Origin of the sequence: Bradyrhizobium sp. WSM2254, assembly GCF_000472645.1 — a bacterium.
In the GTDB taxonomy this organism is placed as follows: Bacteria; Pseudomonadota; Alphaproteobacteria; order Rhizobiales; family Xanthobacteraceae; genus Bradyrhizobium; species Bradyrhizobium niftali.
The window spans coordinates 109,178-121,795 of sequence record NZ_AXAB01000029.1 but is presented as its reverse complement, the minus strand read 5'-3'; the positions used below and the strand labels follow the sequence as shown (position 1 = coordinate 121,795).

Here is a 12,618-nt window from a genome sequence, read left to right as displayed (position 1 = left end):
CGGCCGCAGACCAATGGCAAAGTCGAACGCTTCTGGCGCACCCTCGATGAGGACGTCATCGAAGGCGCGACCTTCGACCATCTCGACCACTTCGCCAAAGAACTGTTCGAGTACCTCGTCTACTACAACAACCACAGACCCCATCAGGCCTTGGCAGGACAAACTCCCAAGGCCTTCGCCGCTACCAAGGCCACCCCGATCCAATCAGCGAATTATTGAACATCGACAGCAATGACGGCTGAGGAGACTGCGGCCCTCAGTGGTTCAGCTCGAACCGCTTCAGCTTCCTGTGCAGCGTGGCGCGGCTGACGCCGAGGGCTTTGGCGGCCGCCGAAACATTGCCGCCCGCGCGCAGCAGCGCCCGCTGCAACACCGCACGCTGACCGCCTGCGAGGTGGTCGCGCGCCGTATCGCCGCCAAGAAGATCGGCCGCGGGCACAGGACGCAACGCCCGGCCGGGCGCGAGCCCCAGTCCCACCCGGGCGGAGCGGGTCGCGCCGATCACGAGGTCGTCCGCATCGACCGCGACGAGGCCGCTGCACTGGCCGTCCGCAGCGTACGTCAGCACGATGCGGGCATGGGCGAAAGCCCGGCGGAACAAGTCGGCCTCGATGCGCCTTGCCGCCTCGCCCGCCGCAAGCGCGATCAGATTGGAAAACGCGTCGGTCCGGTCGGCGCGGCAGGAGGAGACGTCGAGCACGCCGGCAAACGCCGCCTCGTGGTCGTAGATCGGAACGGCGGTGCAGCTCAACAGCGTGTTGCGCGTGAAGAAGTGCTGGTCGCGATCGATCGTCAGCGGCCGCTGTTCGACGACACAGGTGCCGATGCCATTGGTGCCCTCGTGCTCCTCGCTCCAGAGCGCACCGGTCCACAGCCCCCACGATTGAAAGGTGGTGTCGTCCGCCGGCGTGCCGCGACGATCGACCGGCACCCCCTCGCCGTCAGCCAGCAGCACGCAGCAGCCGGCGGCGCCAACCGCCTGGTAGAGCCGGTCCATCGCGCCTTGCGCAGCGGCGAGCAGCGGCGCGATACGCTCGCGCGCCTCGCGGAGTTCCGCGTCGGTCAGCCGCTGGGGCAGGCCCCGGCCGGAGGGGTCGAGATGATGCAATCGGGACGAACGGCGCCAGGAGGCCACGAGCGCGGAGCGAGCCGCCTGGCCTGATGCAATAGCGGCTTCGACACGAGCCGCGTGATGCTGGGGCATTGACCCATTCATCACCGTTTCCTCCGGGTGGCAATCTACGACGTGCCGGCGCGGCCTGATTGATCTCCGTCAATCCTGGGGAGCAGTGCGCCGCACAAGCCATGCCCTCGCCGGCGCCGCTGCGTCAAGGCGGCAAAGCGACTGAGGTCTTGCGACTTTGGCGTGATGGAGAAGGAGGCAGCCGGGCTCGGCGCCGGCTTTCGATACCGGTTTCGAAACCCGCGCAAGCGCTAGTTCGGCGGGATCATCCGAACGAGATCGCGCGGATTGACATAATCGAGCTGGAAGCGCGCCCGCTCGTCCAGCATGTCGGGATCGATCCTCGCGGAACGCAGCAGCGAGACGCGCTGCTCGCTCCTGGCGCGCTCGCGCTTGAGCTGGGCCAGTTCGCTCGTGAGCGCGATGATCTCCTGGTCGAGTTCCTGGCGGGCGTTGAGGCCGTATTTGCCGGTATAGGCGTTGACGCCGAAATAGCCGACGATGGCGGCCGCCATCGCGTAGAGGGCGAGACCGGTCAGGATCGATTTGAGGCGCGCGCGGGAAACCATCTTCGGAAGATGGGGGAGTTTGGTTAAGGGAGCGCTAAAGCAGCCCCACCACCAGTCGTCATGCCCGGGCTTGTCCCGGGCATCCACGTTCTTCGTCGCTCGGTCCAAAGTCGTGGATGGCCGGGACGTCTAGCGCGAAGACGCGCTTCGCGCTTTTGCCCGGCCATGACGGAGAGTGCTTGGCCTTAGCCGTGGTGCTTCGCGACGTGCGCCGCATAGGCGTCGATGTAGGCCTGCAGCACGCCCTTCAGCGAGTCCTTGGTCAGATTGCCCTCCGCATCGAAGGCGTCGCCAACCGCGTTTAGGTAGATCTCGGGCTGCTGCATAATCGGGCCGGCAATGCCCGGCAGGATGTTCTGGAGCGTCTTGGCCGCGCTGACGCCGCCGAGCGGACCCGGCGAGTTCGAGATGATGCCGACCGGCTTGCCGTTGAACGAGCTCTTGCCATAGGGGCGCGAGGCGACGTCGATGGCGTTCTTCAGGACGCCCGGGATGGCGCGATTGTATTCCGGGGTGACGAACAGAACGCCGTCCGACTTCTGGAGCTTGTCGCGGAAGGCCAGCCAGTCCGCGGGCGGCGCGCCCTCGAGGTCCTGGTTGAAGAAGGAGATACCCGCCGGCGTGACGACCTCGAGCTTGAGCGAGGCCGGCGCGAGCTTGGCGAGCGCATTGGCGATCTTCAGCGAAAAACTGTCCTTGCGCAGGCTGCCGGCGATCACGACGATATTGTAGGCCATGGAGTGTCCTCAGAACTTGAGCGGGAGTGCCGGGCGGCACTTAAGCGATCCGGACCAATGGATGCAAGTGCATGAACCGGTCCGATTTGGAAACATTGAGTTTCGCGAAAGGGGACATTGAGGGCTGTAGCCCGGATGGAGCGCAGCGCAATCCGGGGTCGTGCCCCCAAGTTCCGCCGGTCCCGGATTACGCTTCGCTCCATCCGGGCTACGACCCAAAACAATCAGGCTGCCCAGCGGCGGCCTGATGTTTCGAGCAATTCCGCAACCGGGATCAGATCGTCGGATTCCAGGCCGACGGGATCAGACGATACTTGGCGCCGTCCTTCTCGACATGGCCGACCGAGGGGAAGGTGAAGTGGAAGCCGATCACCGTCGCCTTCTCGGCCGCCGCCATGTCGTAGAATTTGTGGCGCGTCTCCTGCGCCATCGCGGCGTCGTTGTCGAACACCACGTGCCAGTCCGGATTGCGCAGGAAGAACTCCGGAATGTTGGTGACATCGGACTGGATCAACACCTTGGCATCGCCGGACGCGACCGCAAACGAGGTGTGGCCGGGCGTATGGCCGGGCGTCGCGATCGAGGTGATGCCGGGCGCGACCTCCTTGCCCCACTCGTACTTGGTGACCTTGGATTCGAGGCCGGCGAAGGTCTTCTTCACGTTGGCGAAGTAGTTCTTCATCATCGCGTTGGACTCGGCCTTGGCGGCGTTGTCCTCGCTGGTCCAGAACTCCCAGTCCTTGCCGGGCACCATGATCTCCGCATTCGGGAATGCGAGCGCGCCGTCGGCGAGGCGAATGCCGTTGGTGTGGTCGGGATGCAGATGCGAGAGCAGCACGACGTCGATGCTCTTGGGATCGACGCCGGCGGCCTGGAGGTTCTGCAGCGTACGGCCGACCGCACCCTTGCTCGGCTCCAGGTTGGCGACTCCATTTCCTGTGTCGATCAGCACCAGCTTGGAGCCGGTATTGATGAGCTGCGGGTTGAACGGCACCGTGACCATGCCTTTGGGCATGTAGGCGGCCTCGCCGGCGGCTGCGGCTTCTTCCTTCGGGACGTTGACAACGAACTTGTCCGGCATCGGGAAGGTGCGCGCGCCATCATTGATCGAGGTGCACTCGAAGCTGCCGACCTTGTAGCGATAGAAGCCGGGTGCCTGCGTCCCGCTTTGCGGCACTGAGGCGTTGGCAATGGTCGGTCGAAGTCCGGTGGCGGCCGCCGCACCGATGGCGGCGGCGCCTGCGAGCAGATGACGGCGATTGAGATCGGTCATGGAGAGGTCCCCTTCTGAGCCCTTGCGGTTTTCCGCTTTCAATGGCGGCGGAATAATCCCCGGCTTCGCTCAGAAGGCAAGACCTTCCTTCGGTGAGGTGCCGTCGCAGATCACGACAATTTATTTGGGGCGTTGGGGAATTTTTCGCCCGTGGCCTGTCCGCGCCAGTACCGCTTCGGTGCATGGCCATAGACTCGCTTGAAGGCATGTCCGAAGGCGCTCTCCGACGAGTATCCAAGCTGCGCGGCCGTTGCCGAAACGGTCGCTCCACGTCGCAGCTGATCGCGTGCAAGTCGCATTCGCCATCGAAGCAGGTAGTCGAGCGGCGCCAGCCCCACCAGCGACTTGAACCGCTTCGAAAACGCGGATCGCGACATGGCGATCGCGTCGGCCAATGCTTCCAGGGTCCAGGGGTGAGCGGCGTCTTCGTGCATCAGCCTGATGGCCTTGCCGATCCTGGCATCGACCAGCGCGTTGATCCATCCCAAACCCTCGCCGGCACTCTGATCCAGCGCCGCGCGGAGCACCTGGACGAGCAGGACGTCGGCAAGCCTGTCGGTGAGTACGGCGGCTCCGATTCCCGTCCCCCTGATTTCAAGGTCGAGAATCCCGAGCGTGGAATGAATGATGGGGGCCGACGGACTGCGCGACGGTATGAGCAGAAAGCGAGGAAGCGCATCGAGCAGCAATCCGGCGTCCGACGCTTCGAAACCGAAACTGCCGGCAAGCAGAACGGTATCGCTGCCCACGTGACGCGCGACATCCGACTGCGTCCAATCGAACGCCGCTATACCGTCATCGGGAGCAAGGCGTTGGTCGTTGGCCAGAACATAGGCTGGCGCATTGGCCAGAAGAAAGCAGTCGCCGGTGACAAGCCGATGATGGGCCTCGTCACCGAAATCGATCCAGCAATCACCTCGGATGACCGCGCCGAACTTCAGGGCGGGTTTGGCCGGGAACCGATACGACCAATTGCCACCCGCCTCGAACCTCGTGCAACGCGCAGCGCGAACGTTCAGGAGCGAGAAGACCTGAGACAGCGGGTCCGAGGTGTTGCCCGAGGTCTCGTGCCTATCCGAGGGTTTGTCCAAGGCTTGATCCGATCTCGACGATTTTCGAGCACTTCGAGCATAGATCATCCTCGCTTCCGATGCGAAGTTCATCTCGCAACGAATTGCATGGAACATCTATGACGGGCATCGCAGGCAAAGTCATCGCCATCACGGGCGCCAGCAGCGGAATAGGCGCAGCCGCCGCCCGGCATCTCGCGGAACGTGGCGCCATCGTGGTCCTCGGCGCACGGCGCGCCGACCGGCTGGAGATGCTGGCCGCGGGCATCGCGTCAAAGGGCGGACAGGCGTCGTACCTCGTCACCGACGTCAGGCAACGCGAGGATGTCGCCGGGCTCGTCGGACTGGCAACGGACCGATACGGGAAGCTGGACGTCCTGATCAACAATGCGGGGATTGCCCCGATTTCGCGCCTGGACGATCTGAGGGTCGACGACTGGGACGACATGATCGACGTGAACGTGAAGGGCGTGCTCTACGGGATCGCCGCGGCCCTGCCCGTCTTTCGTCGTCAGGGCTTCGGCCATTTCGTCAACACCCTGTCGACCGCCGGCCTCAAGATCGTTCCGACAATGGCCGTCTATGCGGGGTCGAAGAATGCCGTCAGGGCGATTTCCGAAGGGCTTCGTCAGGAGGCCGGCCCGTCGCTTCGGGTGACGACCATCTCCCCCGGTTATGTCGACACCGAACTGCCGTCGTCCATGACGGATTCCGCATTACGGGAGCAAGGGCAGGCAAGCATGAAGGCGATGGCCATTCCGGCGAGCGCCATCGCGGAGGCGATGGCCTTCGCGATAGCGCAGCCGGATAGCGTGGACGTCGGCGAGATCGTCATTCGCCCCACGGCCCAGGCATAGATTCGATCAGGCCTGGACGCCGTCGCTCGTCACGACTTATTCGGGTTGATGAGGAATTTTTCGCCGGTGGCCCGTTTGGCGTAGACCGCGATGTTGGCGGGATCGAGCGCCTCGGGAAGCGACACCACCTTGGTGTAGTGGCTGGCGAAGGTGGTCTTCAATTCATTCACGACGCGCTGGCGCAGCCGTCCGATGTCGGCCGGACCGATCTTCTGGAGGAACGGGGTCAGCAGCCAACCGCCGACGCCCCAGGCCATGCCGAAGCCGCGCGGCAATTCGATCGGACGGATATCCAGCGCGCCGTAGACATAGACCTGCTTGTGCACGCTGGAGCCGTAGCGGCTGTATTCCTTGGCGGTCTTGTTGATCGCGATTTCCATGCAGTTGAGGATGTCGCCGGCAAGCTTGCCGCCGCCGATGGCATCGAACGCGATGGTGGCGCCGGTCTCGACCAGCGCGGCCGTGAGATCGTCGAGGAAGCTCGGCACGCTGGAGTCGACGACGTATTTGGCGCCGATCTTGTTCAGGATCTCTGCCTGCTCCTTGCTGCGCACGATGTTGACGAGCGGGATGCCGTCCTTGATGCAGATCTTGTTCAGCATCTGCCCGAGATTGGAGGCGGCCGCGGTATGCACCAGCGCCTTGTGGCCTTCGCGCCGCATGGTCTCGGTCATGCCGAGCGCGGTGAGCGGATTGACGAACCAGGACGCGCCCTCCGCCGCCGTCGTGCCGTCAGGCAATGGCTGGCAGTCCCTCGCCTTCAGGGTCCGGTATTGCGAGTACATGGCGCCACCGATCATCGCGACCGTCTTGCCCATCAGCGCCTTCGCAGCGTCCGACGAGCCGGTCTTGATGACGACGCCGGCACCTTCATTGCCGACCGGCAGGGATTGGTCGAGCCGCGCCCCCATCGCGCGCATCGCACCGTCAGGCACTTTCGCGGTGATGACGGGCGCCTGCTTCGTGCCGGAGGCCTTCGCCGTGCTCATGTCGGCGGCGCCGACGAGCAGACCGAGATCCGACGGGTTGATCGGCGCCGCCTCGACGCGGACGACGACCTCGTCCTCGGCGGGCTCGGGGGTCGGCACGTCGAGAAGCGAGATCTCGAGCTCGCCACTCGCCTTGATCAGCGAACGCAGTTGCAGTCCGGTGTTGCCATCGCTCATGTCGATCCTCCCTGTCCTTGTCGAAGCGCTGGCTTATGTCAGCGCCTTCAGTGCCGCCTTGCCGCCGTAGAGCGCCTGCTTGCCGAGCTGCTGCTCGATACGCAGGAGCTGATTGTATTTGGCGGTGCGGTCGGAACGCGCCAGCGAGCCGGTCTTGATCTGACCGCAGTTGGTGGCCACCGCGAGGTCGGCGATGGTGGAATCCTCGGTCTCACCGGAGCGGTGCGACATGACGGAGGTGTAGCCGGCCTTGTGCGCCATCTCGACGGCGGCGAGCGTCTCGGTCAGCGTGCCGATCTGGTTGACCTTGATCAGGATCGAGTTGGCCCGGCCCGCCTTGATGCCTTCGGCGAGGCGCTTGACGTTGGTGACGAAGAGATCGTCGCCGACGAGCTGGCACTTCCTGCCGATGAGATCGGTGAGCTCCTTCCAGCCGTCCATGTCGTCTTCCGACATGCCGTCCTCGATGGTCACGATCGGATAACGCGCAACCAGGTCTGCAAGGTACTTGGCCTGCTCGGAGATCGAACGGGTCTTGCCCTCGCCTTCATAGACGTATTTGCCGCCCTTAAAGAACTCGGTCGAGGCGCAGTCGAGGCCGATCACGATGTCGCTGCCCGCCTTGAAACCGGCCTTGCCGATCGCGTTCATGACGAATTCGAGCGCGGCGTCCGCCGACGGCAGGTTCGGGGCAAAGCCGCCCTCGTCGCCGACATTGGTGTTGTGGCCGGCCTTCTTCAGCTCCGACTTCAGCGTGTGGAAAACCTCCGCGCCGTAACGCAGGCCCTCGGCAAAGCTCGACGCGCCGACCGGCAGGATCATGAACTCCTGGAAGTCGATCGGGTTGTCGGCATGCACGCCGCCATTGATGATGTTCATCATCGGCACCGGCAACAGCCGCGCCGAGGTGCCGCCGACGTAACGGTAGAGCGGCATGTCGAGCGAGTTCGCGGCCGCCTTGGCGCAGGCGAGCGAGACGCCGAGGATGGCGTTGGCGCCGAGCCGGCTCTTGTTCGGTGTGCCGTCGAGATCGATCATGATCTGGTCGATCTGCGCCTGCTGCTCGACATCGAGGCCGCTCAAGGCCTCGAAGATCTCGCCGTTGACGGCGCCGACCGCCTTGGTGACGCCCTTGCCGAGGTAGCGGGCCTTGTCGCCGTCGCGCAGTTCCACCGCCTCATGGGCGCCGGTGGAGGCGCCTGATGGCACCGCGGCGCGGCCGAGCGCGCCATCTTCCAGCATGACGTCGACCTCGACGGTGGGATTGCCACGGCTGTCGAGGATTTCGCGGCCGATGATGTCGATGATGGCGGTCATGATGTTGCACTTCCGTTCGTTAGATTTGATCGGTTCGCCGCGGGTCTTACACGGAGCGCAAGCAAATGTGAACGCTTGGACGGCGTCCTTCGACTGACGCGCGATGTGCCCAGGACTAAACTTGACGGCATCTGGTCCGCGCGTCCAACCTCAATCTGAAGCAGTCGGGGTAACGCCATGAATCGCCGCCAGTTTCTCGGCTCCAGCGCCGCCCTCCTCGCCGTTCGCCCATCTTTTGCGCAGGAAGGCCCGTTCCGGACAAAATATTTCCCCATCAATGCCGGGATCGGCCTGCACGACCTCGCCCCGGCTCCCGACGGCACGGTCTGGTTCACCGCGCAGGGCAAGGGCATGCTCGGCAGGCTCGATCCGAAGGATGGCACCTTCAAGACCGTCAGCCTCGGCCAGGGCGCTGCGCCGCATGGCGTGACGATCGGCCCCGATGGCGCGCCCTGGATCACCGAGGGCGGCCAGAACGCGATCGCGCGGGTGGACCCCAAGGACCTCAAGGTCACGCTGTTCCGCCTGCCCGAAAAATTCGCCTCCGCCAATCTCAATACCGGCGTGTTCGGCAAGGACGGCACCTACTGGTTCACCGGCCAGTCCGGCTATTACGGCAGGCTTGCGCCCAAGTCGGGCGAGATGAGCGTGTTCCGGGCGCCCAAGGGCGTCGGCCCCTATGGCATAACGGTGACGCCCAAGGGCGACGTCTGGTACGCCTCGCTCGCCGGCAGCTATATCGCGAAGATCGATCTTGCGACCGGCAACGCCAATGTGGTCGAGCCGCCGACGCCGAGCCAGGGATCGCGGCGCGTCTGGTCGGATTCGAAGAGCCGGATCTGGGTCAGCGAGTGGAACAGCGGCCATGTGTCGGTGCACGATCCCGCTGACGGCTCCTGGAAGACCTGGAAGCTGCCGGGCGAGCGTCCCCGCACCTACGCGGTTTATGTCGATGACAAGGACAAGGTCTGGCTGACCGATTTCTCCGCCAATGCCATCGTCCGCTTCGATCCCGCGACCGAGCGGTTCAACGTCTTCGCCAGCGACAAGCCAAATGCCAATGTCCGCCAGCTCGACGGCAGGCCGGGCGAGCTCTGGGGCTGCGAGTCCGGCAACGACCGGATCGTCATGATCCAGACCATCGCCACTGGTTGACGGCAGCTCCAATTGCGTCCATCCCGGCATCCGCAAAAGGATGTGACGACGATGGCGAAAAAATCCCTCCAGCTCGGCCGCGCGGTCGAATGGCCGCACACACCGGAAGAAGCCCAGCTCGACCGCGTGCCCAATCCGCAAAAGGGCACCGACTATCTGGTGCGCTTCACCGTGCCGGAATTCACCTCGCTGTGCCCGGTCACGGGACAACCGGATTTCGCGCATCTGATGATCGACTACGCGCCCGGCCCGTGGCTGCTGGAGTCGAAATCGCTGAAACTCTACATCGCGAGCTTCCGCAATCACGGCGCCTTCCACGAGGATTGCACCGTGATGATCGGCAAGCGCATCGCCTCGGAGATCAAGCCGAAATGGCTCCGCATCGGCGGCTACTGGTATCCGCGCGGCGGCATCCCGATCGACGTGTTCTGGCAGACCGGCCGGGTGCCGAAGGGCCTGTGGGTCCCGGAGCAAGGCGTCGCGCCCTATCGCGGCAGGGGTTAGTTGGACACGAACGACAATGAAATCGACATCAGCAACATTCCGTAACCTTGCCTTGAACCTTTCCTTGGGCCTTTTGGGCCTCCTGTGGCTGACTGGCGCGTCCGACGCTGCCGAGGTCCGGGTGATGATTTCCGGCGGACTGACGGCTGCCTATCAGGCGCTCGTGCCGGAGTTCGAGAAAGCCACCGGTCACAAGGTGCTGACGGCGTTCGGGCCGTCGATGGGCACCACCACCAATGCGATCCCGGTCCGGCTGGAGCGGGGCGAGCCGGCCGATGTCCTGATCATGGTGGGCTATGCCCTCACCGACCTCGCCGGCAAGGGTAAGGTCGTTGCCGGCAGCCAGGTCGATCTGACCAGATCGCCGATCGGGATTGCCGTGAAGTCGGGCGCGCCGAAGCCGGACATCAGCTCGGTGGAAGCCGTCAAGCGTGCGCTGCTGGCGGCGAAGACAATCGCTTACTCGGATAGCGCCAGCGGCGTCTACGTCTCGACCGAGATGTTCGACAAGCTCGGCATTGCCGATGTCATGAAGGACAAGGCGCGCAAGATCCCGGCCACGCCGGTCGGCGAGATCGTCGCACATGGTGAGGCCGAACTGGGCTTTCAGCAGATCAGCGAGCTGAAGCCGGTGCAGGGCATCGATATCGTCGGACCGCTGCCGAGCGAATTGCAGAAGATCACGATCTTCTCAGCCGGCATCGCGACCGTTTCGAAAGAGCCCGATGCTGGCCGGGCCTTGATCAAGTTCCTCGCCTCCCCCGCCGCCCGCGACACGATCATTGCGAGCGGCATGGAGCCGATCCCCGCTGGTGGTGCGAATTAGGGAGGCCCCGCCCCCTAATACGCGCTCAGCAGATCCACCTTGGCATTCGCGAGAACCAGCCGCCGCGCCAGGATCGCGGCGAGGTTGCGCATGATCTTCAGCGACGTCTCCGGGTGCAGGCGGCGGTAGTCGGCAAAGCGGTCGAGCGGCAGTTCGAGGCAGGCAACTGGCGTATCGGCAAACACGTCGGCGCTGCGGGTTCTCTCCAGGATCGCCATCTCGCCGAACTCCATGCCGGGACCGAGCGAGGCCAGCCGCACCCCGCTCCGCAGCTTCACGCTGACCATGCCACTCTGGAGAAAGAACAGCGAATTGGCGGGCTCGCCGGCGGCGATGATGCGCTGGCCGGCGGCGTAGTGGCGCGTGGTCGATAGTTTCACGATCGCGGCGATCTCGTCCGCGTCGAGCTCGGCCAGCAGCGCCTGCTCGCCGAGATGCGCGCTCTCCTTCACGTCGGTGAAGCCGCCGAAGCGGTAGATCACCTGGTCCTCGGCCCATTCGATGGCATCGTCGAGCAGCGCGAAGCGACGCAGCCGTCGCGGATCCCCCATGCGCGCGGAGATCGCGGCCCAGACCGCGGAGGTCTCCTCGAGGCCGGACAGAATCGCGGTGACGCCGGCATTGCCGAGCGCCGTCAGCGTCTCGCCCAGGAGCTCCGCACCGGCCGCGGTGATGTCGGGCACGCGGCGGAAATCGATGATCAATAGCGGCGCGTTCGGCGGCTCACTGCTGAGTCTTCGCGTGACGTAATCGATGGTGCCGAAATTCAGCGCGCCGACGAGCTCGAGGATTCGGATGTCGCTGTGACGCTCGTCGAGGATCTGCTGCTCGTGCGGCTGGCGACTGCGGCGCGAGGAGATGCCGTAGACGTCGTAGTCCGCCATGATGCTGGTGCGGACGTCGGCATTGCGGTTGAGCATGTGCAGATCGAACCGCGCCGACAGCGCCTCGCAGACCTTCAGGCCGCGCACGCTGTTGAAGTGATTGTCGAGCAGCGGCGAGAAGGTGCCCAGTCCCAGTTGCGAGGGCAGCGCCGCGACGATGCCGCCGCCGACGCCGCTCTTGGCGGGGATGCCGACGCGATAGGTCCACTCGCCCGCATAGTCGTACATGCCCGAGCTCGTCATTACCGACAGCGTGCGGGCGACGATGTGCGGCGTGATCACCTGCGCGCCCGTCACCGGATTGATGCCGCGGTTGGCGAGAGTTGCCGCCATCACCGCCAGGTCGCGCGCCGTCACCAGGATCGCGCATTGGCGGAAATAGACGTCGAGCACGGCGTCGACGTCGTCCGGCAGCACCGCGTAGTTGCGGAGCAGCCACGCGATCGCGCGGTTGCGGTTGCCGGTCGCGGTCTCCGAGGCATGCACGGCCTCGTCGACGCCGAGCTCGCGCCCGGCGAACTCGCTGAGTTTGGAGCGGACGCGTTCGAAAGCGCCCTTGCCGTCCACCTCGTAGATCAGGCCCGAGCAGGCAATCGCACCGGCATTGACCATGGGGTTGAAGGGACGGTTGTCGTTGGTGAGCCGGATCGAATTGAAGGCCTCGCCGCTCGGCTCGACGCCGATGGTGGCCGAGACGCGCTCCTCGCCCACCGTCTCCAGCGCCAGTGCGAACACGAAGGCCTTCGAGACCGACTGGATCGTGAACGGCACCGCGCTGTCGCCGACCTCGTAGACATAGCCGTCGATGGTGACGAGCGCGATGCCGAAATGATCGGGGTTGGCGCGCTTCAGCTCGGGGATGTAATCGGCAAGCTCGCCCGAACCGTCGCTCCTGAATTCCTCGTAGCAATCGGTCAGGAAACGCCGCAGTGGCGGCCTGGTGGGATATCCGGCCGACCGGGTCGCGCCGGCTACGCTGGGCAAACGGGTGGGCTGGGCGTCCACGGTCTCGCACCTCGATTTGCCCAGAATCAAAGCAATTCGTGTGCCATGTATACGGGGCCGACGGTGTCGTGG

At 64.7% G+C, this 12,618-nt stretch carries 13 protein-coding genes; 5 read left to right on the top strand and 8 right to left on the bottom strand.

Going from position 1 to position 12,618, the window contains the following annotated elements:
- Positions 1–219, top strand: a 219-nt coding sequence (locus A3M7_RS0122170) for an integrase core domain-containing protein (protein ID WP_027545852.1), incomplete at its 5' end; no start/stop codon positions are given.
- A 37-nt stretch (positions 220–256) separates the two neighbouring features.
- Here the strand turns inward: A3M7_RS0122170 and A3M7_RS0122165 are convergent.
- From A3M7_RS0122165 to A3M7_RS0122145, 5 genes are all read right to left on the bottom strand, one after another.
- Positions 257–1,216, bottom strand: a complete 960-nt coding sequence (locus tag A3M7_RS0122165) for a GAF domain-containing protein (protein ID WP_027545851.1) — start codon at positions 1,214–1,216, stop codon at positions 257–259.
- Between the two features lie 218 nt (positions 1,217–1,434).
- On the bottom strand, positions 1,435–1,752 hold the full coding sequence (locus A3M7_RS0122160) for a septum formation initiator family protein (RefSeq protein WP_011087554.1): 318 nt from the start codon (positions 1,750–1,752) through the stop codon (positions 1,435–1,437).
- 185 nt (positions 1,753–1,937) lie between these two features.
- Entirely contained in the window at positions 1,938–2,489 is a 552-nt protein-coding gene (locus A3M7_RS0122155; RefSeq protein ID WP_027545850.1) for an NADPH-dependent FMN reductase, read from the bottom strand.
- A gap of 274 nt (positions 2,490–2,763) precedes the next feature.
- A complete protein-coding gene (locus tag A3M7_RS0122150) occupies positions 2,764–3,762 on the bottom strand; it encodes an MBL fold metallo-hydrolase (RefSeq protein ID WP_027545849.1) in 999 nt (332 codons plus the stop codon).
- Positions 3,763–3,872: 110 nt separating this feature from the next.
- Positions 3,873–4,853, bottom strand: coding sequence for an AraC family transcriptional regulator (locus tag A3M7_RS0122145; protein WP_027545848.1), 981 nt, complete (start codon positions 4,851–4,853; stop codon positions 3,873–3,875).
- A 98-nt stretch (positions 4,854–4,951) separates the two neighbouring features.
- Here A3M7_RS0122145 and A3M7_RS0122140 point away from each other — a divergent pair, with 98 nt between their 5' ends.
- The gene (locus tag A3M7_RS0122140) at positions 4,952–5,689 is read left to right on the top strand and encodes an SDR family oxidoreductase (protein ID WP_027545847.1); all 738 of its coding nucleotides are present in this window, start codon (positions 4,952–4,954) and stop codon (positions 5,687–5,689) included.
- A gap of 29 nt (positions 5,690–5,718) precedes the next feature.
- On the opposite strand, the gene A3M7_RS0122135 is transcribed toward A3M7_RS0122140, so the two are convergent.
- Together A3M7_RS0122135 and eno are read right to left on the bottom strand one after the other, a co-directional pair.
- Positions 5,719–6,855 (bottom strand): zinc-binding dehydrogenase, encoded by a 1,137-nt coding sequence (locus A3M7_RS0122135; RefSeq protein ID WP_027545846.1) that lies wholly within the window; start codon positions 6,853–6,855, stop codon positions 5,719–5,721.
- Between the two features lie 33 nt (positions 6,856–6,888).
- Positions 6,889–8,172, bottom strand: a complete 1,284-nt coding sequence (gene eno, locus A3M7_RS0122130) for a phosphopyruvate hydratase (RefSeq protein ID WP_027545845.1) — start codon at positions 8,170–8,172, stop codon at positions 6,889–6,891.
- A gap of 177 nt (positions 8,173–8,349) precedes the next feature.
- On the opposite strand from eno, the gene A3M7_RS0122125 reads away from it, so the two are divergent.
- From A3M7_RS0122125 to A3M7_RS0122115, 3 genes are read left to right on the top strand one after another with little or no spacing between them, the layout of a single operon-like run.
- Positions 8,350–9,327 (top strand): lyase, encoded by a 978-nt coding sequence (locus A3M7_RS0122125; protein ID WP_027545844.1) that lies wholly within the window; start codon positions 8,350–8,352, stop codon positions 9,325–9,327.
- A gap of 51 nt (positions 9,328–9,378) precedes the next feature.
- Positions 9,379–9,831 carry a preQ(1) synthase gene (gene queF, locus A3M7_RS0122120; RefSeq protein WP_038967228.1) on the top strand — a complete coding sequence of 151 codons (453 nt, stop codon included), beginning with the start codon at positions 9,379–9,381 and terminating at the stop codon, positions 9,829–9,831.
- A 16-nt stretch (positions 9,832–9,847) separates the two neighbouring features.
- A complete protein-coding gene (locus tag A3M7_RS0122115) occupies positions 9,848–10,657 on the top strand; it encodes a substrate-binding domain-containing protein (protein ID WP_027545843.1) in 810 nt (269 codons plus the stop codon).
- Between the two features lie 14 nt (positions 10,658–10,671).
- On the opposite strand, the gene glsA is transcribed toward A3M7_RS0122115, so the two are convergent.
- Positions 10,672–12,546, bottom strand: coding sequence for a glutaminase A (gene glsA, locus A3M7_RS0122110; protein WP_027545842.1), 1,875 nt, complete (start codon positions 12,544–12,546; stop codon positions 10,672–10,674).
- Positions 12,547–12,618: the final 72 nt, after the last annotated feature.